Source organism: Streptomyces natalensis ATCC 27448 (genome assembly GCF_000935125.1).
Taxonomy (GTDB): domain Bacteria; phylum Actinomycetota; class Actinomycetes; order Streptomycetales; family Streptomycetaceae; genus Streptomyces; species Streptomyces natalensis.
The window spans coordinates 151,863-171,404 of the sequence record NZ_JRKI01000027.1 but is presented as its reverse complement, the minus strand read 5'-3'; the positions used below and the strand labels follow the sequence as shown (position 1 = coordinate 171,404).

Here is a 19,542-nt window from a genome sequence, read left to right as displayed (position 1 = left end):
ACTCCCCACAGGTGCTTCTGTCCAACGCTTGCCACATCGTCCCCCGGCCTGGCTGCCGCTCAGTCAGCCACTGACCATTCGGCTCATTGTGTTAGCCGCTCTAAGCCCTCTTCCTTTCGGGCGGCCCGTGGCTCGTGGTCGCGAAGGGAGTGGAATCCGCTGACCGGCCGTCAGTGGTGAAATCAGTGGAGAAAGAGGCAGAAGAGATGTCCCGCTGGGTCGAAGAACACGCGGACGTCGTCCTGTGGCTGGACTTCCGCCAGTGTCGCACCCAAGGCGACGGCGTACGCCCCGGCCTCGTCGAGGTCATCGACCCGGATGTCCAGATGGAGCATCTTCTGTTGCTCCTCTGCCCGTTCCGGCCATACCGGAGGGCGGTACGCCGCCTCCGACTGGAAGGAGAGTCCTGTGCCACCCTCCGGCGGTCTGAGCAGGACCCAGTCCGATTCGTGGAATTTCACTTCCCATCCCAGCAGGCGTTGATAGAAGTCCGCCAGTGCAGGGGCATCCGGGCAGTCCACGACCACGGTCGCCAGCGAGAAACGGGGGTGGGGATTCAGGGGGGTTCCTTCGCCCGTCGTTGCCGCTTCCGTAGTCTCTTCTCCCCCTCGTCCCTCTTCGGTCGCCGGGCCTTGTGCCGCCACTGGGCGTGTCGACGTCCGTCGTGTGGTCACCGTCGTGCAGTCTCCTCTCTCCGCTTCTGGCCTCGCCTCCGAACGGGCTGTTGGCTGTGTGGCGTTAATCCGATCGGGTGGCGTTGTCGGCCTGGTCGCGGCCAGGTTTGGCGAGGTGATGCGGGTGTACGTGGGCGGCTCCAGGGTTCATTGTCAGTGGGCGCCCGTACGGTGGTCCTCGTAACTATCCGAGCTGCTGGCGCTTCTCGGACCCGTCTCGCCCCCGTGACAGCGCACGGGGGCGAGACGCCTACGGTGCGCTCGGCAGCGGGAGGATGCGCGATGCCTCCGGCTGCGGATGGGCGTGGGCGTGGGTGCCGCAGAGGGCTTGCGCTATGTGTGTGTTCATGGCGTCGTCGATCGGGCTGGGCTTGGGTCGGCCGTTGCTGTCGAGTTTTTGGTAGCGCGTCAGGTTGAAGCCGAGGGATATCTGGTGGCGGCCATCGGTGCTGGTGAAGGACCAGGTCATGGCGCCGAGCACCAGACCGTTGTGTCCCCAGAATTCTCCGCAGGGCAGTTCGGTACGGAGCAGGCCCAGGCCGTAGCGCGCGGTGGTGCCTTCGATCGGCACCGTGGTCTTCATTTGGCGCAGCTCTGCGGGGGCGAGGAGCTTGCCGCTGAGCAGTGCGCGGTAGAAGCGGTTCAGATCGGGCATGGTCGAGACCAGTGAACCGGCCGTCCCGGCCCAGGACAGGTTGTAGACGCTGAAGTCGCGGGGCGGGTTGAAGCCTCCGTAGGCGGCTTCGTACATCTTGGCGTGGGGGCCGGTCAGGTAGGCAGAAGCCGGGAAGTAGGTATGGCGTAGCCCGGCCTTATGGATGACGTGGTCGGTGATGTACCGCTCCGGGGACTCGCCCGTGATCTTCCGTAGCAGAAGTCCGGCGATGATGTAGTTGGTGTTGGAGTAGTGATGCGCCTCGCCCGGATTGCCCAACGGCGGGGCCTTGAGGCCCAGTCGGGCCAGTGCCTCGGGGGCGAATTGATGGAAGCGGTTGTCTTCCAGGCTCTGCGGGGTCGCGAAGATCGCGTTGGCGTAGTCGCCGATACCGCTGGTGTGGTTGAGCAGCATGCGTACGGTGATGGTCCGGCCGCGCTTGCCCGGGATGAGGTCGGGCAGATAGCGGCCTATGGGCGCGTCCAGCGCGATGCGGCCCTTCCCCACCTGCTGTAGGACGGCGACCGAGGTGAACGTCTTGGTGATGCTGCCGATGCGGTGACGCATCTCTGGGGTGGTGGGACGTTTGGTGCCGAGGTCGGCCCATCCTGCCGCTCCCTGCCACTCCTCGGAGCCGTCGCGCACCGCAGAGTAAGCGCCGTACATCCCTGCGTCGTGGAATGCCTCCAGGGTTCTGTCGAGCGCCGCACGGTCGAGGCCGGCGCGGTCGGTGGTGGGTGCGGTGGCGGCGGTCGTGGTGAGCGGGGTAGCGGGGGCCGGGACGGCCGAGGCCGTCGAGACCGCCGGTGCTGTCAGCGCGAGTAAGGCGGCAGTGGTGGTCCCGGCGAGCCGCACAGTGCGGCGGGTGGGGCGGGTAACAGGCATGGTGTCTCCGTGAGTTCGAGGTCCATGACGGGCGTTCGATCTTGTTGGTTCGATTCTGGCGGTGGGACGGCCTCGCGCCATCAACCCGTGGAACTACCTTGATCCCAAATCTCGATGACAAAGATCAGGTTTAACTTCGTGGGCGGTGGATCGGAGCCGGTGGACCGCCGTCACAGCGACAGCCCCTCCTGAGGCGCCGCGGGCCCGGGTGAGTGACGATGGAATGGCGGAGGTGTAGCGGCAGATTCAGTTCGGGAGGCCGCGATGGATTACCCGGAACGCTATGAGCTGGTATTTCAGGCTCTCGCCGTGGAGGACGATGTGGTGGTGGTCCGGCGCACCGAGATGGCGGGAGCGGGCGGGTATCCGGTCTACGAAGACGAATCGGGGATCGTACGCGCGGAGATCAGCGACCGTGGCGAGGTCCGCATGCTGGCCAGCGGCGGACACCAGGCGCCGCAGGCACCGCTGCTGGCCCGGCCGCTGTGTCCGTAGAGCCCGGAGAGTGTGGGGAGTGTCGGGGGCGCTCTCTTAGGGGCAGTAGTACGACGCCAGAGGGAGGGGTGACCAGAGGGAGCGGTGAGGCGTCCGGGGAGGGTGGGCCGCGCGGCATGGGGTGCGCTTGTGGAGTTGAGCGGAGGCGCGCGTGCAGCCGGTGGTGCGCTTGTGAGCGGTGCTCGGACGGGGAGGGCCTCGGCCTGGCCCTAGAGGCTCCGCAGGTGGGGGCGGCGCTGAGGCCGTGGTGATTCCTCGGCGGTGGGCCGGTCGGCGACCGGCTCGGCAGATGCGGGGGGAGAGGCGGGCGCAGAGGAAGAGGTGGTGGGGGAGGAGGCAGCCGAACCGGACCGGGCGTCGGAGTCAGGGGATTCGTCCGAACCGGATGGGGCACAGGCGTGATCGGTCGGATCCGGCTGCTCGGGCCCCGTGATGTGTCCTTCGAGTACCGCCATGGCGCGTTCCAGGGTCTCTCCGGTCACCTGCATCCGGATCCTGGCAAGTCGTTCCAACTCGGTGTGCGACACCACGTCAGCCTACCCGGCTTCACTTCAAACCCCGGACCGCGGAAAGGATTTGTCACGCGGACGACGTGTTTCCTGAGCCCGGGGCTCCCTGCCCGGTTTCAGGTCGCGTCGTCCGTCAGCGCCCGGGCGACCGCTGCTTCGGCGTGGAGCCGGGTGGTCGGGAAGACGGGGACGGGGCTGTCGTCTTCGCTGATCAGCAGCTCGATCTCGGTGCAGCCGAGCACGATGCCCTCGGCGCCGGCGGCCACCAGGTCCTTGATGATGGCCTGGTAGGCCCTGCGGGACTCTTCGCGGACGATCCCGACGCAGAGTTCCTCGTAGATCACCTGGTGCACGGTCCTGCGTCCGGAGCCATCGGGGACCAGGACGTCTAGGCCCTGGGCCGTGAGCCGGCCCCGATAGAAATCCTGTTCCATGGTGAAGGCCGTGCCCAGCAGCCCCACACGGCGCAGGCCCTGCGCCCGTACGGCGCTCGCGGTGGTGTCGGCCAGATGCAGGAGCGGGACGGAGACCGCGGCGGCCACTTCGTCGGCGACCTTGTGCATGGTGTTGGTGCAGATCAGCAGCATGTCCGCGCCCGCGGCCTCCAGGGCCTTGGCGGCCTGGGCCAATATCTCGGCCGCAACGTCCCAGCGCCCCTCGGTCTGCAGCCGTTCGATCTCGGCGAAGTCGACGGAGTACAGCACACACCGCGCCGAGTGGAGACCGCCCAGACGCTCACGCGTCAGCTCGTTCAGCAGCCGGTAGTACTCCGCCGTCGATTCCCAACTCATGCCGCCGAGCAGCCCGATAGTCCTCATCGCGCCACTGTCGCACATCCGTGCCGAGGAAGTTGATCTGCCTCGTTGTTCACCGTGGCGTTGTACACGGTGGCGTCGTCCACGGTGGCGTCGTCCACGGTGGCGTTGTCCATGGGAAAGGACGGCGGGGCGACGGGGACGCGCGGGGCGAGTGGGGGTTGCGCCGGCCAATGGCCTGCGCCGCGGTGTATGCGCTGCGGCTCCCGCGGAGGAGGTGCGGTTGCGGACGGACGGCGGTCAGCGCCGCCAGGGTGGCGCGCCCTTCGGCGGACCGCTCCGCGATACGGGCCGTCAGACGACGCTCTTCGTACCGCTGCCAGGTGAAGCCGTCGTCCTCGGTGCAGCCGCGGCAGGGGACGACGGCGCCACGGCGGCCCAACACCTCTCCGGACACGGACATTTACCCGCTCATTGACATGGTCACCTACGCGGTCACCTGACGGTCACGTCTGGTCATCCGCCCAGCGGACCGGGAGCTGCTCCGTGCCCCGGATGAGCATGCTGGGGCGCCAGGTGAGGGCGTCCGCGGGGCAGTCGAGCACAAGGTCGGAGCAGCGGTCCAAGAGGGAGCCGATGGCGATACGGGCCTCCATGCGTGCCAGTGGGGCGCCGAGGCAGAAGTGGATGCCGTGCCCGAAGGCCACATGGCCACGGGGCTCGCGGGTGATGTCGAACTCGTCCGCGGCGGCGAAGCGCTCGGGGTCGCGGGAGGCGGAGGCCAAGACGACCAGTACGGGTTCCCTGGCGGGTATGACCGTACCGCCGATCTCGACCGGCTCCGAGGCGAAGCGCCAAGTGGCCGTCTCCACCGGACCGTCGTAACGCAGCATCTCCTCCACGGCGTTGTCCAGGAGGGAGGCATCGGCCCGCAGGGCGGCCAGCTGGTCCGGATGCTGGAGCAGGGCCCGTACCCCATTGGAGATCAGACTGACCGTGGTCTCGTGGCCGGCCACCAGGAGCAGGAAGGCCATTCCGACGAGTTCGTCGCGGGAGAGCCGGTCGCCGTCCGCGTCGCTCGTCCGGATCAGGGCGCTGAGCAGGTCATCGCCGGGCACACCGCGCTTCTGGTCGATCAGGTCCACGAGGTATGCGGTCATCGCCCTGATGGCCTCCTGTACGGCCAACGGGTCGGTCGGCGCGACGATCTCGTTCGACCATGCGCGAAAGGCGGACCGGTCCATGTCGGGGACACCGATCAGTTCGCAGATCACGGTCATGGGCAACGGGAACGCCAGCGCGTCCACCAGGTCGGCGCGCCCGTTGGGGACGCCGAGCATCGCGTCCAGCAGCTCGTCGGTGATCTCCTGGACACGCGGCCGCAGCGCCTCGACGCGGCGGGAGGTGAACTCCCGGGCCACCAGCTTCCGCAGCCGGGTGTGGTGCGGCGGGTCGGAATCCAGCATGTGTTTGAACAGCGGGGAGTCCTCGGCGTTCTCGTCCATCATCCCCGCGGCCCACCAGTCCTTCTTGAGCCGGTCGTCGGCCAGCGCCGCCCGGACCGCGTCGTAGCCGACGATCAGCCATGCCTCCGGACCTTCGGGTATCTGCACACGGTGTACGGGACCTTGGGCGCGCAGCTCGGCGTAGTACGGATAGGGGTCGGCGGCGAAGCCCTTTCCGTAGGAGGCCAGGTCGACGATCCCCGGTGTCTGCTCGACCACCCCTGCCGCCTGCGGCTTTGTCGGAGTTTCCGCCACGGTCCTGCCCCCATATCGCGTCGTGATCTCGACATCGTGTCGTGATCTCCGCGCCAGACTATGCAGGGGTGATGAAACGGGCATCGTCCGGTAGGCGGAGCGAGATGCGCTGTGCGTACTCCGTACGGAGGGGGTGGGATCGACCGGGGAGAGGGGGGTGGGGGAGTTGGGGAGTGGAGGAGCGGGGGGGCCGCGCGGGTGGGGTGGCGCGCGGCCCCCTACTCGTGGTTCCGGTCTCGTCCAGACTCGTGGCTCCGGCCTGGTCCAGGTCGGTCGGCCTATCCGACGCGTTCGATCCGGGCGTGGCGGATCAGGAACTTTCCTGGCTCGCGTACCTGCTCGAAGGCGGCGTTGTTGAGCAGCGCACAGCTCCCCGACGCCGAAGTGACGGACACTGTGGTCGACTTGTTGTTGTCCAGATTGGTTACCTTCAGCTTGGTTCCGGTGGGGAATTGGTTGCTCGACGCCGCCGGGGGGCCGCCCTCGCCGGAGAGGGTGACCGTCGAGCCGGCGCAGACGACGTCCGCCCCGGCCGACTGTGCGGGGTCTCCGCCCGGCGGGCCTGAGGCCGTGGGCGGGTCCTGCGGAGACGCGGTGCCGGGGTCGGCGGGAGGCGTTGTGCTCCCTTGGTCTGCCGGTGGTGTCGTGCCTTGCCGGCCTGCCGGGGGTGTGGTGCCTTGCTGGTCCGCCGGAGGCGAGGTCCCCTCCTGGCCTGCCGGGGGTGCGGACGCGGGCGGCGGTGCCGCGTTGTCGTTGCCCTGGCCGCCGTCGCACCCGGCCGCCTTCTGCCGGGACTGGATCTGGGCGACCACGGCCTCACGGTTGGCGATGCGGGCGGCCGACTGGGCGTCGGGGTGGGCCTCTTGGGCGGCGATGAACTTCTGGTTGTTGCTCAGCGCGGTGGCCAGCCCGTCGCACAGGACCGATGCGTGGCCGGTGCCCGTCGCGACGATCGCGATTCCGCCGGCCAGCGCCACGGAGCTGGCGAAGACGGCGATCTTTTTCCCCCGGCCGATTCTTCTCTTTCGGGACACACGACACTCCTGTCCTCGGTGCGGAACCCTTGGCGCGGGTTCGATGCAGCCTTGTACGGGGAGGAGGTGTCGGCCGTTTCACCGCCGGAGCGTATTTGTCGGGGGATGCCAAATCCGGGGCCGGTCAGGGCGGCCCGCTGCCCCGCTCCCTCAACACCGAGCGTGCGCAGTGATATCCGCCGCGAACTCCTCGACCATCGTCGGGGTGACCGTCGGCCGGCACTGGGCGATGGCGGCGAGATAGTCCTCCGTACTCGCCCCCAACCGCCCCTGCGCGCCCGCGCCGAGTCCGATCGACTCCAGGTCCCGCTCGAACGAAGCCTGCGCCGCGACCCGGGCGGCATGCTCGATATCGGCCGGGGTGAACAGCTCGCTGGCCGCCACCAGCGCCGCCACATCCACATCCGCGCGGCCGTCCGTGTAGCGGGACCAGATCGCCGTACGGGCCGCCGTGTCCGGCGTGCCGATCGGGATCAGATAGTCGAAGCGGCCGGGACGCAGGAAGGCCGGGTCGAGAGAACGGATGGAGTTGGTCGCACACACCAGCAGCCGCTCATCCCGCTCCCGGAACCCGGGTATCAGCTTGAGCAGTTCGTTGGTCACCCCGTGCAGCCCGCCGGGCTGCGCCGGCTCCGCGCGCACCGGGGCGATCTCCTCGACCTCGTCGATGAAGACCAGCACCCGCTCCAGCTCCGCGATACGGGCGAACGCGCTGCGCAGCGCCGCCGCGAGGTTGCCCTCATCGGCCAGCCGGGAGGGCAGCAGCTCGACGAACGGCCAGCCCAGTTTGGCCGCGATACCCCGCGCGAACGTCGTCTTCCCGGTCCCCGGCGGACCGAACAGGGCAATCGCCCGCGGCGGCCGTACCCCGTGCCGGGCGGCCCGCTCCGGTTCCGCCAGCGGCAGCACCACACGCCGTTCGATCAGATCCTTCTCCGCCTCCATACCGGCGACCTTGGCCCACAGATCGGCCGGCAGGAACCGTCCGCCGAGGTCTTCCAGCAGGCTGGCCGCGGGGCCGTGGTGCGGTTCGACCTTCTCGAAGTAGGCCACGGCCGGCTGCCGCGTATAGCCCGCGTTGAGCAGGCCCTCGCCCAGAAGATCCTCCTCGGGCAGGACGTACGCGATACGGCTCACCCGCGCGGCGACCAGCCGCCGCTCCAGCTCCACCAAAAGCGCACTCGCCAGCCCCCGCCCACGCCAGGCCGACGAGATGGCGATCCGCATCACCCAGCCCCGCTCACCCGCTACACAGGCCAGCGCCGCACCGATGGGCACGCCCTGGTGGACGGCCACCACGGCGGGCTGCCGTGAGCTGAGCGCGCTGATGCACTCGGCCAGCGAGAAGACCGACTCCTGCCCGAGCTCGGCCGTGGAGTCGATGAGGTGGACCACGGCGGCGAGATCCGTCTCGCGGTAGTCGTGGATGAGCCAGTTCACCGGTACCGCCCCTCGTTGGTGATGTTGCAGCGAGGCTAGAGGCGGCCGGGGAGCGGGGCCTGCTCCACCGTGCACAATCCGCAGCGGCGAAAGCTACGTTCCGTATGTAGCCAGATGGTGTTCCTGGGGCACGGGGCGGCATTGAGCGGATGAGTGCTGATGTGTCCGGGAAGGTAGCGAATGTTCTTGAGGGGCAAGCCGGTTCAGGGGGAAGCATCGCGCCGTCGGCGGTAACTGCGGCTGGAGGCAGGGAGGTTGGTGGGCAATCGTCGTCGGCGCCCGGATTCCGCCCGCTCTCGTGCGCTCCCGCCAGCTCTCGCGGGCTCGTGTCCGCTCCCGCCCGCGGCCCACCGCCCTCGCCGGCGCCGCACCCTTCCCCCGCATGCCGTCACCGGTGCCGTACGGCCCGTCCTCACCCCTTTCCGTTACTCACGCTCCGTGACGAAATGGCGGCCTCGGTCGCCGTGTACGCCGTCCGTGCAGGCCGCTACACCGTAGAACCCGCGACACGCCGTAGGGGCGCGCCATCGAACGGGTGACAAATCCGGCCCAAGCCACCCGAAGAGCGGACGAAGTACCCCGAATGCGGCCTTCTCAGGTGGTGCCGAGGCGCCATCTGGTTGACGTTGATCACGTCGCAATTGCGGTCCGATGAGCCGATGACGTGTCGGCCTTCGCAGTAGCGATGTGAAAGGACCTGTCTCCATGCGCACTGCTCGCACCCTGTTTGCCTCGGCCGCCGTTACCGCGGTCCTGGCCATCACTACTCCTGCTGCCCAGGCGATCACCGTGTTTGGCGACGACGGTGGATCCAGCAGCCGCGACCACGACCACGGTCGGGGTCACGGCGGTGACCCCGGCCACGGCTGGGGCGGCGACCACGGCAACGCCGGTGACAACGGCACCGCCGGTGACAACGGCACCGCCAAGAAGCCGTCCGGCGGTATGAAGACCGGTGGCGGCGCACTGACCAACGACTGGGGAGGTGGCGACGACGGTTGGGGCCGCGGCCACGGCCGTGACCACGGCCACGGCTGGGGCGGCGACCACGGCCGTGACCACGGCAACGGTGGCGACCACGGCAACGGTGGCGACCACGGCACTGCCGGTGACAACGGCACTGCCGGTGACAACGGCACCGCCAAGAAGCCGTCCGGTGGTATGAAGACCGGTGGCGGCGCCATGTCCCGGGCCATCACCAAGGACTGGGGCGGCGGTGGCGACGGCGGCGGCTGGGGCCGCGGCCACGGCGACGGTCACGGCGACGGCCACGGCCACGGCCACGGCCACGGTGGTGACCCCGGTCGCGGTGGTGACCACGGCGGTGGCTACGGCGGCGGTGGCGGTGGCGGCTGGGGTGGCGGTGGCCACGGTGGCGACCACGACCACGGCCGTGACCACGACAACGGTGGCGACCACGGCAACGGTGGCGACCACGGCAACGCCGGTGGCAACGGCACTGCCGGTGACAACGGCACCGCCAAGAAGCCGTCCGGTGGCGTCCACACCGGTGGCGGCGGTATGGCCCTCACCGGAGGCGGCCTCGCCGCCGGCTCCGTCCTGATGCTCGGCGGTCTCGGTGCCGGGGTGTATGTGCTCCGCCGCCGCAACGCGCGGGGGAACAACGCAGCCTGATTCGGCTGCGCCCCCACAGTTAGCCGTGGTGTCGCGGCCACCGTCGCAGATGGACGGTGGCCGCGACGATTGCCGTTCCAGGCCCCGCCTCACCCCCACCCTTCTTCAGCGCCGTCACGACGCCCGTACATGGGGCGCCGGTACGAAGCGCCCGTACAAGAGGCGCCGGTGCAGGACGCGCCCGCACAAAGAGATGTCCGTACAAGAAAGGCAGCGCTCCATGGCCTTCCAGCAGATGCCTCAGCCGAACTCACCCCGGAACGCACCCGGTTCCGGACCCCTCAGCCGTCGGCTGATGTGGCCTGCCGGGGCGTTCCTCATGGGAACCCTGTTCGTCTACAACTCCATAGGCGCACCAGCGGACCCCGCATCACAGTCCCGCCCCGCGGTGGCCGCCACCGCCCGGGCCGGCGGCATACGTTCCCTCCCCGCATCCGTTCCGGCGCTGGCCCGCTCCGAGCCCAAACGGCTCTCCATCCCGGAGATCGGCGTCGACGCGCCCTTCGTTCCCTTGGAGATAGGCCCGGCCGGTCAGCTCAACGCCCCGCCCGGTAACAACAACAACCTGGTCGGCTGGTTCAAGGGCGGGGCGACTCCCGGCGAGCGCGGCGCATCGATCGTCGCGGGCCATGTCGACACCAAGACCGGCCCGGCGGTGTTCATGCTGCTCAGCAGGCTCAAGAAGAGCAGTACGATCAAGGTCACACGGGCCGACGGCGTCGTTGCGACCTTCAAGGTCGACTCGGTCGAGACGTTCAGCAAAGCACAGTTCCCCAACGACCAGGTCTACGCCGACACTCCGGACGCCCAGCTGCGCGTGATCACCTGCGGCGGTCCGTACAACAGGGCCGCCAAGGATTACGAGGACAACGTCGTGGTGTTCGCCCACCTCGCGTCGTCGGGCCGTGCATGAGTGAGTAGCCGGGCTATTTCGGGTCCCGGGGGCCGGTCCCGCAGCGGGCCGGCCCCCGGTAGGGGCCCAGGCACGGCCGGGAGTTGAGGGCAGGAACCCGCGGCCCAGCCGCCCCGCTCACCGTGGTAACTTCTGCATCCACCTGCATACAACATGCATGCAGAAATCGCGGCGGGAAGCGCAGCCCGCGGTGCACCATGCCGTGCCCGCGACGGCCACCCGCACAGCGCGACGGGGACCTCAGCGGGGAGCGGCGGGAAGCGCAATGGAAAGCACGATGCAGTCGGGGCCAGCGGTGCAGCAGGGGCCAGAGAAGCAGTCAGGTCCAACGATGCAGTCAGGCCGTGAGAAGGCGTACGCCTATCTCAAGGGCAGCGTCCTGACAGACCCCGACATGCAGGACCGCTTCCTGTCCGAGCAGGACCTCGCCGACCGTATCGGCATCTCCCGCACCCCGATCCGCGAAGCCCTGCTCCTGCTCGCCGCCGAGGACCTCGTACGGCTGGTGCCCAAGCGGGGAGCCCATATCGCGCCGCTGTCCGGGCGCGATATCCGTGAGCTGATGGAGATGCGCGGACTGATCGAACGCTTCGCCGCCGAGACCACCACGGCGCACGGCATCGTCCCGGTAACGGAAATGACCGATCTCCTCGCCCACCAGGAATCGCTCCGCGGCGAGCACACCACCAAGGAATTCATCGCCGCGGACCACCGCTTCCATGCCGCGCTCGTAGCCGCCGTCGGCAACACCCTGATGAGCCGTCAGTACGACGCGCTGCGCAGCCGCCAGAGCCGGGTCGGCATCATCACGCCGTACCGCACGGGCCGACGCCAGGACGAGGTGCTCGCCGAACACCGGCAGATCCTCGACGGCCTGGTGGCCGGTGATGCCGCGGCCGCCTGTACGGCGATCGACCGTCATCTCCGGGCGACGCAGCATATTTTGCTTGCGGCGTAGGGGCGCCTGCCGTCACGTCCGTCCGTTACATCGGGCCGTATGCGTCGTCGCCGCCGACCGTGTCCGGCGCGGGCCGCCGGTGACACGGCCGCCGATCGCAGGGCGGTCACAACCGTCGGTTGTCCAGTACGGCCACCGCACGACGCACCCGCTCGGTCTCCTCGACGTCCACATCGGCGATGAGCAGATCCGGTACGGCTCCCAACCGGGCCCGTACGGTTCCGTCGGGACCGAGCAGGGCGCTGTGTCCGACACCCGTCGGCGCGGGGGTGGGCAGCTCCGGATCGGCCTGCGGGTCCGGGGCCGCTGCGTCGACGGCGGCCAGCCAGACCGTTGCGTCCAAGGCGCGGGCCCGCACCAGGAGGTCCCACTGCTCACGCTTACCGGGACCGGCACCCCACGCGGCGGAGAGGACGCAGAGCGCCGCCCCCGCGTCCGCATGCGCCCGGAACAACTCGGGGAAACGCAGGTCGTAACAGGTGGCCAGGCCGATGCGGACTCCGTCGACGTCGATCGTCACCACCCGTGACCCTGCCGCGACCGAGTCGGACTCCCGGAATCCGAAGGCGTCGTACAGATGGATCTTGTCGTAGGACGCATCCACCTCCGGCCCCACGGCCAGCAGCGTATTGGCCACCTTGCCTTCGTCGGCCGGGGTGAACATCCCCGCAACAACCGTCACGCCCGCCTCCCGGGCCGCCGCCCGCACCCCCTCGGCCCACGGGCCGTCCAGAGGCTCGGCCACCTGACGGAGGGGAGTTCCGAACCGCGCCATGGCCGCTTCGGGGAACACCACCAGCCGCGCATCCTCCTGCGCCGCGCGGCGCACATGCTCCCGTACCGCTGCGAGGTTCTTGTTCGGGTCGGCGGACGCCGTCATCTGACACAGGGCGATGCGCATGCAGCTTCCTCTCTCGTGGCACTTCACGTCGTCAACTCTTCTGTGCACCGGTGTGTTCCGGAGTCTCTCCCCGGTGGCTCCGGACGCTGACCCGGAGTCTGCGATGCGGCCGGGGAATTCGGCGGCTCTTGGGGTGTTCCTCGGCGTGTCAGCAAAGGATCCGCGCCGCGGGCCTCTCCGCTCGGAAGGGCGATTGTCAGACCCTGCCCTTACCGTTCGTGACATGGACGAACTTTCCTCGAACGCCGCTTGGTTGTCCGCCGCAATGACCGGTCCGCCGCCCGATCTGGGCGCGTCAGATGGAATGTGGGCCGCCCGCGCCCGGCTGACCCCGATCGAGCTGGGCGCGCTGCTGCCGACGGCGTACCGCACGCTCGCCGACGAGGAGGCCCACGAGCACGCGCGCCGGACCGCCCGCGACATCACCCGGGCCACGACACAGCCGGCGTTCACGGCAACCACTCTGGTGGACTTCTACGCGGCGCTCGCTATAGCACCGAAGCCCACCGACGTCTGCTACGCGGCCGGTGCGCTTCTGCGCTGCACCGATACGGGCCTCGAGGAAGGGGACGGGTCCGCCCTGGGGGCGTCCGCCGCCGCCCTCGTGTCGGCGGCGACGGCGACGGAGGCGGTGACGGGAGACCAGATTGCCGGTGCTGCCTTGGCCGTGGCAGCGGTGGCCGGTCCGGCCGTCGAAACGGAGCTCGTCGCCCGCCTGCGCACGGAATGCGGAAACAGCCCGCTCCGGCTCGCCGAACTCGACGTGATGCTCACGACCGATGCCCGGGAACGGGCCTGGATCGCCGAGGATTGCAGATACCCCTCCCTGACGGACGCCTGGCCGCCGCTCACGGATCGGCTCGCGGAATACACCCCCTCCCCGCCTTTCATCGAACTCGCCCGCCGTACGCTCCACTCCGCGGCCGACCACCTGGCCGCCATCCACACCGGCCAAGTCCCGTACGCCGCTGACAAGGCGTTCACCCCCGCCGATACGGAGACCCTCCGCCGCGCCGCCCGGCTGGCCCTGCGTCGCGATGAACCCTGGGCCGGGGAGGTGCTGTCCATGTTGTTGCCCCAGCTCGCCGTGGCACCGACCGCGGCGCGGACGCTCCCGTCTCAGGGCGCCTGCATAGTCCTCGCCCAGGCTGTCGAGACCTACCCGACCCCCGAATCCGTCGCCGCGCTCCGTGAAGCGCACCGCGTCGTCCGCCACGCCGGCGTCCGCAAGAAAATCGACCGCCTGCTGCCCCGCGCCGAACGCAATCTCGCCCAACGCTCCGGGACCCTGCTCCGCCTTCCCGACCTCGGCTACGGCCCCGACGGCACCCAAAGAATCCCTTGCGGCTACTGCACCGCCGTCCTCACCGCCGCCCCCGAACCCACCCTGGCCTGGGAATGCGCCGACGGCCGTCCCCTGCGGTCACTCCCGGCCGCGGCCCGACGCGACCATCCGGAGGACGTCACCGCGGCCCGCGAGGTGCTGCGTACGACCCGCACCCAGATACGCGCCCTGCTTCGCGGGCTCGAAGGCGGCTATCAGGCAGGGAGCGTCTACCGCTTCGACCGCTGGCGCGATGCCCTGGCCACGCATCCGGTGGCGCGTGGGGCCGTCAGCCGCCTGATCTGGGAGATCGAGTACGCCGCCGGAGACTGGCGAGCGACGTTGCCCCAAGTCGACGGTGCCCTTGATCCCGAGCCATCCCCGTCGGCCGCCGTCCGCCTCTGGCACCCTGCCCGCGCCACCGACACCGAACGCCGCCTCTGGCGCGACCGGATCGCCGACCTCCGGCTGCGCCAGCCCTTCCGGCAGGCTTTTCGGGAGCATTACCTTCCAGACCTCCCAGACGCCCTGAACCTTGTGGATCTTTCCGAGGGGGCACCCTCACACTCGACTCACTCAACGGACATGTTCCGTGGCCACGTGGTGCGTATCGAGACGGTCCTGGGATTGGCCGCACGTCAGGGCTGGCGCATCGACGAGGACGAGCTTGCCCTTTCCCTCCCGGAGGTGACCGCCTACTTCGGTCTTGCCGCGAAGCTCTACCCCGGAGCGAGCGGATGGGCCGGGACACAGGATGTACGTCTCGTTCGTGCCGGGGGAGGCGCACAGCCTTTGCGCGGGCTCGATCCCGTAAAGCGCTCCGAGATCCTGCGCGCGGTCGACCTCCTCGTCAGCGCATCCAGCTACGCCTGGCACAACACCGACAGCGACACTGACACCGACACCGACACCGACACCGACAGCGCCACCGACACTCACCTCAGTGGTCGCTCCGCCCTCGACCGTGACGCATGGCAGGAACTCGACCGTCTTCATTCCCTCCCGCTGGGCCAGAGCGCCCAGCTGCGCCGCGAGGCACTGCACCGTATCTTCGCCGGCCACCATTCCTCCGGCCGCGTGGAGTTCGGCGCCCGCCACCTCCGCCTGGACGGCTACGCCATCCACCTCGCCACCGGCCGCGTCACCCGCGACGGCGATCCGGTCGACATCACCGTGCCCGAAGGCCGCACGGCCCGCCCCCTGCCCTTTCTGCCGTACGACGAAAAGCTCCTGGAACGTATCGTCCGCACCGCGGAGGAACTCATCACCGCGGAGGAACTCATAGCCCGGGCAGGCACGGGGCCGTCGGAGCCGCCCAGCTGACAAGGAAGCCCACCATGCAGTCCACCGTGCAGGCCGTCACGCCCCCATCAGCAACGCCTCACCCGACGCGGCGCTCAGCCCCGCCCGGCCGCATCCTGCTGAAGACGTGCGGCAATATCCGCCACGTCATTCCCCATCTCCAACACCCCACTGACATCGGCACCCGACGTCGACGCCCCATTCACTCCGACGAAGAACACATCGAAATGCCCCTTATGCGTTTCCAGATAACCGGCCGCGGTCTCGGCGCCCACGGCCAGCCGGTCGTTGAGTGCATCGCCGCCCGCCACGGTGCCGGTCTTGGCGAAGACCTTCCCCCGCGACGGGCAGTCGCGGCAGGCGCCCGCCAAGGTCCCGTCCACCCCCAGAATCGGCAGTGACCTGCGAAAGCGTTCTGCCTGGGAAGTGTGCTGCCAGTACGTCAGCATCTGCGCCAGGGCCCGCGGGGTGGTCCGGTCGACCGGATTTCCTCCGCGCCCGTCGGCGAGCTGCACCGCTTGGCGATCGACCTTTGCATCGTCCAGGAACTGCGCGAGGACGGGGAATCCGTCCTGGCAGTTGGAACTTCCCGTGCGCGTCGCCATCAAACAGATGCCGAGGTTCGCTCCGAGGTTATGGCTCACCTTGAAAATGAGCTGGGCGTACTGTGCATACGTCGGGGAGGAATACCGGGCCACCGCCGGGGCGCCCCGGTAGGAGGCCGGCAGCCGGTAGTCCGGATTGGGGCCGGTGGCACCCGCGCGCACCTCCACCCCGACCCGCTTCAGCGCCTCGATGAGCGCGGTGCGTCCAAAGGCGTTGGGGTCCTTGACCGGAGCCACCCGCAGGGCGGGTGCGGAGCCGGCGGCGATGGTGCCGGACAGCCGGATGCGGGTGCCGTCCGGGGAGGCGTTGACGTGGATACTCGTGGGCCGGCCGGCCGCGACGGTGCGGACGGTGGAGGTGACGCGGTAGGGCGCCACCTTCGGGCGCCACTCCAGGCGCGCCGGTGAGCCCGGACCGGCGCCGGGTGACGTCAGCAGATCGATGAGGTTGTCATTGATGATCAACGGTTTGGGGGTCGGGCGCAGCGTCGAATCGGGTCGGAACAGCCGCGCATCGACGACCACATCCCCCTCGACCCGTGTGATGCCCGCGTCCCGCACCTGCCGCGCCAGCTGGTCGATTCCGGCCAGCGGGTCTTGCGCGGTGAGCGTGGCTCCCGGGAAGTCATTGGCGTAGGTGTGGTCGACGTTGGTGAACGCGACCGTACCGTCCCTGCGGGTACGGCCGCCGAGCGTCAGATCCCCTTGCGCGACGAGATCCAGATCGCCGTTCAGCGTGGGTCCACTGCGATGCCCGACGGCATGAACAGGCGTGATGAACCGGTAGTCGCTGCCGAGGCTGTGCCACGTGCCGCTGACGCTGAAGAGTTTGGCCGAGGACCCGGGGATGAAGAACTGGTCGGGGTAGCGCGACTGCACCACCTCACCACTGCCCGGATTCTGTTGGAACAGCCCCCACTGGGCGTGCCCGTACGTCGGCTTCCGCATGATCGCGGCGATCCGCGGATCCAGCCGATGCGGCGAGGGCGAGGGCGAGGGTGACGGCGTCGCCTGGACGAGACCGGCCACGACCGCACCGACGGCCAGCACCAGCCCCAGGCCGCCGAGAACGCGCCGTCGGCCGAAACGCCGCCGACCCCTGTGTGGCATGACGGATGAGGACATGCGCACCCCGCCGATCGTGTCGTTCCTCGCGTACGTACCGCTGTGCGCCGCCTCCCGAACGTACTGCGCCGCACCACGGCATCCGCGCAATGCACGGCCCCGGGTCCCCCGTACGCCTCAGCCGCCACCCCTTCACGGCACGCCGTCAGTGTCACCGCCGACCCCGGAGTCTTCTGCGGCGCACGCCGGGGCGGACCGGGGCGGGTGGTCCCGCTCGTCCGGACGACTTGCCGAGGAGTTCGCAGCGCTCGGAGTCCCCTTCGCCGGGCGCGGGCGGTGCACCGACGAGTACCTTGCCGCGATGCGCGCCCTCTGGGCCGAGGACCCGGCCTCCTTCACAGGGGAGCTCACCCGCTTCGACGCGATCCGGCTCAGTCCTCCGCCCGCTGCGTCACCGACGCTTCCGTACGGTCGCCCAGGAACTCGTACCACCGGCGTTGCAGACACACGTACCGGGCGTCAGCCTCGACCAGGCTCAGAAAGGCCGAGACCGTCTCCCCCAGACGCTGATGCAGCCCGGAATCGGCCAGCTGCCCGTCGTCGGTGAAACCCTTGTGGGCCGCGGCGAGGCTGAACATATCGGGGTAGACACGGGTGCCGAGGTGCTCCAGCGGGACCCGCAGCGCCCACAGCCCCCGGTTGCCGCCGACCAGGGACGGCGAGGCGGAGAGCAGCAGGGCATGTTTGGTCTTGAACGGCTGCGGCCGGACGCGCGAGACCCAGTCGATCGCGTTCTTCACCACGCCCGGTACGGAGGCGTTGTACTCGGGGGAGGACAGGACGAAGGCGTCAGACCGTTCGAGCCGGTCGCGCAGCGCCAGCGCGCCGTCCGGCACCCCGTTCGCGGCCTCCAGATCGCCGTCGTACAGCGGCATGTCGAAGTCCCGCATCGCGGCCAGATCGACGTCGGCCCCGGCCTCGCCCATCATGCGGCCGACGAGGGCGGCCAGACGGGAATTGGTCGAACCGGACCGCAGCGAAGCACCGAGAACAAGCACGCGCAGCGGGCTGAGGTGGGCATCCGTGGCCATGATGACGTCCTTCCGGCAGGCGCCGCGCCCCGGCGGCCGTTCCGGCCAGCAGCGTATAGGGGCAGGCGCGACAAGCCGGGGAGCAGCGCGCCAGGCGCGTACCGGACTCCGGCTCAGGCGCTTCGCGACGCAGCAACTGGCGCTGCTGGGCTCGGCCTTCGCCGGGACCGCGTCGGAAAGGTTCAGGGCGGGTCACCCGCGCTTCGCCGGGTCGGCGCGTCGCTGAGCCACCGCTCAGCCGCCGCTCAGCCGCCGCCCACGGCGAACGGTCCGCCGTCCCCGAAGGCCCAGTCGGCGAAGCGTTCGCCCATACGGCGGTGGCCGGCGGGATCCGGGTGGAGTTGGTCGGGGAGGGGCAGTTCGGCGAAGTCCGGTTCGCCGTAGAGGGAGCGGCCGTCGAGATAGTGGAGGTTCGGGTCGTCGGCCGAGCGTTGTGCGGTGATGCGGGACAGCTCGTCCCGGATGATGGTGAGCGTCAGCCGTCCGCTGGAGCGGTCGGATGGGTCGCCAAGGGCCCGGAAGCGCGGCTTCGGGGCGTCGAAGTCCGGTGCCACGGGGCCCGGGGTGTCCTCTTGGATGGGGCAGAGGACGGGGGAGATGACCAGCAACGGCGTGGTCGGGTGACCCTCGCGGAGGGTGTCGAGGAAGCCGTGGACCGCCGGGGAGAAGCCGCGCAGGCGCATCAGATCGGCATTGGCCAGGTTGATACCGACCTTGAGGCTGATCAGGTCGGCGGGGGTGTCCCGCATGGCGCGTGCGGTGAACGGGTCCAGCAGGGCGTTGCCGCCGAATCCCAGATTGACCAGCTCGACGCCGCCCCGGGTGGCGGCCAGCGCCGGCCAGGTCGCGGTCGGGCTCTCGGCCGTGGAGCCATGGCTGATCGAACTGCCGTGGTGCAGCCACACCCTGCGGCCGTGGTGCGGCGCGGTCTCCACCGGAGCGTCGGTGCGCAGCGCGATCAGCTCGGTGATCTCCGTCTGCGGCAGCCAGATCTCGATGTCCTTCACACTGGTGGGCAACCCGGCGAACCGGGCGGTGCCGGCCGGGCCGGGCCGGGTGACCGCGGACCAGGTGGCCATATCGATGGTGTGCGTGTTGCCTCCGGGCACACTGGCCCGGCCGATGAGCTGCCCGTCGACGACCAGGTCGTATACGCCGTCAGGGGGGACCGGAGCGCCCTGGTAGACCGTCTTGGTGGGGAGTACGTCCAGCTCGATGGCGGTGGCCCGGGTACGGAACGCCAGCCGCACGCCCGAGGGCTGTGTCTCGACCATGGCCAGATACGGATCCGCGAACTGCTTCCGGGCCCAGGCGGGCAGCCGGTGGGGCAGTACGCCGTGCTCGGTGCGTTCCACATCGAGGGCGCCGCGCAGGAGGCGGGGCTCGACGGGTGTGGTGATCCAGTCAGTCACCGTTGCCCTCCTCATCGTTCTTCTTCTTGCTCGCCTTAGCGCTCTCCCTACGGAGGCCGCGGACGTCGTCGAGCTGGGCGTTCATGACCTCAGCCTGTCAACCGGATGTCCGATGCGCACACGGATTTC

General features: G+C 69.6%; 15 protein-coding genes. 5 read left to right on the top strand and 10 right to left on the bottom strand.

The window, feature by feature from the left end:
* Positions 1 to 182: 182 nt before the first annotated feature.
* Positions 183 to 674: a VOC family protein gene (locus SNA_RS19170; RefSeq protein ID WP_241779731.1), complete on the bottom strand. Its 492-nt coding sequence runs from the start codon at positions 672 to 674 to the stop codon at positions 183 to 185.
* Positions 675 to 924: 250 nt separating this feature from the next.
* Positions 925 to 2,214, bottom strand: a complete 1,290-nt coding sequence (locus SNA_RS19165) for a serine hydrolase domain-containing protein (protein WP_030065745.1) — start codon at positions 2,212 to 2,214, stop codon at positions 925 to 927.
* A gap of 264 nt (positions 2,215 to 2,478) precedes the next feature.
* Between SNA_RS19165 and SNA_RS19160 the strand changes: the two genes are divergently transcribed.
* A complete protein-coding gene (locus tag SNA_RS19160) occupies positions 2,479 to 2,709 on the top strand; it encodes a DUF6296 family protein (RefSeq protein ID WP_030065744.1) in 231 nt (76 codons plus the stop codon).
* A 625-nt stretch (positions 2,710 to 3,334) separates the two neighbouring features.
* Here SNA_RS19160 and SNA_RS19155 read toward each other — a convergent pair.
* The 4 genes from SNA_RS19155 to SNA_RS19140 all read right to left on the bottom strand — a co-directional run bounded on the left by SNA_RS19155 (position 3,335) and on the right by SNA_RS19140 (position 8,207).
* A complete protein-coding gene (locus SNA_RS19155; RefSeq protein WP_030065743.1) occupies positions 3,335 to 4,036 on the bottom strand; it encodes an aspartate/glutamate racemase family protein in 702 nt (233 codons plus the stop codon).
* 443 nt (positions 4,037 to 4,479) lie between these two features.
* The gene (locus SNA_RS19150) at positions 4,480 to 5,676 is read right to left on the bottom strand and encodes a cytochrome P450 family protein (protein ID WP_030065742.1); all 1,197 of its coding nucleotides are present in this window, start codon (positions 5,674 to 5,676) and stop codon (positions 4,480 to 4,482) included.
* A gap of 335 nt (positions 5,677 to 6,011) precedes the next feature.
* Positions 6,012 to 6,767 carry a hypothetical protein gene (locus SNA_RS19145; protein ID WP_030065741.1) on the bottom strand — a complete coding sequence of 252 codons (756 nt, stop codon included), beginning with the start codon at positions 6,765 to 6,767 and terminating at the stop codon, positions 6,012 to 6,014.
* A gap of 150 nt (positions 6,768 to 6,917) precedes the next feature.
* Complete coding sequence (locus tag SNA_RS19140; protein ID WP_030065740.1) at positions 6,918 to 8,207, bottom strand: ATP-binding protein; 1,290 nt, start codon at positions 8,205 to 8,207, stop codon at positions 6,918 to 6,920.
* Between the two features lie 705 nt (positions 8,208 to 8,912).
* On the opposite strand from SNA_RS19140, the gene SNA_RS42485 reads away from it, so the two are divergent.
* The 3 genes from SNA_RS42485 to SNA_RS19125 all read left to right on the top strand — a co-directional run bounded on the left by SNA_RS42485 (position 8,913) and on the right by SNA_RS19125 (position 11,713).
* A complete protein-coding gene (locus tag SNA_RS42485; RefSeq protein WP_052808937.1) occupies positions 8,913 to 9,842 on the top strand; it encodes a hypothetical protein in 930 nt (309 codons plus the stop codon).
* A gap of 220 nt (positions 9,843 to 10,062) precedes the next feature.
* Entirely contained in the window at positions 10,063 to 10,755 is a 693-nt protein-coding gene (locus SNA_RS19130; RefSeq protein ID WP_030065738.1) for a class F sortase, read from the top strand.
* A 331-nt stretch (positions 10,756 to 11,086) separates the two neighbouring features.
* Complete coding sequence (locus SNA_RS19125) at positions 11,087 to 11,713, top strand: GntR family transcriptional regulator (protein ID WP_030065737.1); 627 nt, start codon at positions 11,087 to 11,089, stop codon at positions 11,711 to 11,713.
* 106 nt (positions 11,714 to 11,819) lie between these two features.
* On the opposite strand, the gene SNA_RS19120 is transcribed toward SNA_RS19125, so the two are convergent.
* The gene (locus tag SNA_RS19120) at positions 11,820 to 12,614 is read right to left on the bottom strand and encodes a carbon-nitrogen hydrolase family protein (RefSeq protein ID WP_030065736.1); all 795 of its coding nucleotides are present in this window, start codon (positions 12,612 to 12,614) and stop codon (positions 11,820 to 11,822) included.
* Between the two features lie 223 nt (positions 12,615 to 12,837).
* Between SNA_RS19120 and SNA_RS19115 the strand changes: the two genes are divergently transcribed.
* Positions 12,838 to 15,261 carry a DUF4132 domain-containing protein gene (locus tag SNA_RS19115; protein WP_157879986.1) on the top strand — a complete coding sequence of 808 codons (2,424 nt, stop codon included), beginning with the start codon at positions 12,838 to 12,840 and terminating at the stop codon, positions 15,259 to 15,261.
* A gap of 74 nt (positions 15,262 to 15,335) precedes the next feature.
* Here SNA_RS19115 and dacB read toward each other — a convergent pair whose 3' ends face one another.
* The 3 genes from dacB to SNA_RS19100 form a co-directional block, all read right to left on the bottom strand.
* Positions 15,336 to 16,955 (bottom strand): D-alanyl-D-alanine carboxypeptidase/D-alanyl-D-alanine endopeptidase, encoded by a 1,620-nt coding sequence (gene dacB / locus SNA_RS19110; protein WP_030065734.1) that lies wholly within the window; start codon positions 16,953 to 16,955, stop codon positions 15,336 to 15,338.
* A gap of 386 nt (positions 16,956 to 17,341) precedes the next feature.
* Positions 17,342 to 18,001, bottom strand: a complete 660-nt coding sequence (locus SNA_RS19105; RefSeq protein ID WP_030065733.1) for an NADPH-dependent FMN reductase — start codon at positions 17,999 to 18,001, stop codon at positions 17,342 to 17,344.
* 245 nt (positions 18,002 to 18,246) lie between these two features.
* A complete protein-coding gene (locus tag SNA_RS19100; RefSeq protein ID WP_198535079.1) occupies positions 18,247 to 19,428 on the bottom strand; it encodes a GDSL-type esterase/lipase family protein in 1,182 nt (393 codons plus the stop codon).
* Positions 19,429 to 19,542 lie beyond the last annotated feature (114 nt).

Bases quoted from the DNA above. Each gene is read 5' to 3' on its own strand.
- SNA_RS19130 (WP_030065738.1), top strand. From the start codon at position 10,063: ATGGCCTTCCAGCAGATGCCTCAGCCGAACTCACCCCGGAACGCACCC.
- SNA_RS19160 (WP_030065744.1), top strand. From the start codon at position 2,479: ATGGATTACCCGGAACGCTATGAGCTGGTATTTCAGGCTCTCGCCGTG.
- SNA_RS19100 (WP_198535079.1), bottom strand. From the start codon at position 19,428: ATGAGGAGGGCAACGGTGACTGACTGGATCACCACACCCGTCGAGCCC.
- SNA_RS19125 (WP_030065737.1), top strand. From the start codon at position 11,087: ATGCAGTCAGGCCGTGAGAAGGCGTACGCCTATCTCAAGGGCAGCGTC.
- SNA_RS19120 (WP_030065736.1), bottom strand. From the start codon at position 12,614: ATGCGCATCGCCCTGTGTCAGATGACGGCGTCCGCCGACCCGAACAAG.
- SNA_RS42485 (WP_052808937.1), top strand. From the start codon at position 8,913: ATGCGCACTGCTCGCACCCTGTTTGCCTCGGCCGCCGTTACCGCGGTC.
- SNA_RS19115 (WP_157879986.1), top strand. From the start codon at position 12,838: ATGGACGAACTTTCCTCGAACGCCGCTTGGTTGTCCGCCGCAATGACC.
- SNA_RS19105 (WP_030065733.1), bottom strand. From the start codon at position 18,001: ATGGCCACGGATGCCCACCTCAGCCCGCTGCGCGTGCTTGTTCTCGGT.
- SNA_RS19155 (WP_030065743.1), bottom strand. From the start codon at position 4,036: ATGAGGACTATCGGGCTGCTCGGCGGCATGAGTTGGGAATCGACGGCG.
- SNA_RS19165 (WP_030065745.1), bottom strand. From the start codon at position 2,214: ATGCCTGTTACCCGCCCCACCCGCCGCACTGTGCGGCTCGCCGGGACC.
- dacB (WP_030065734.1), bottom strand. From the start codon at position 16,955: ATGCCACACAGGGGTCGGCGGCGTTTCGGCCGACGGCGCGTTCTCGGC.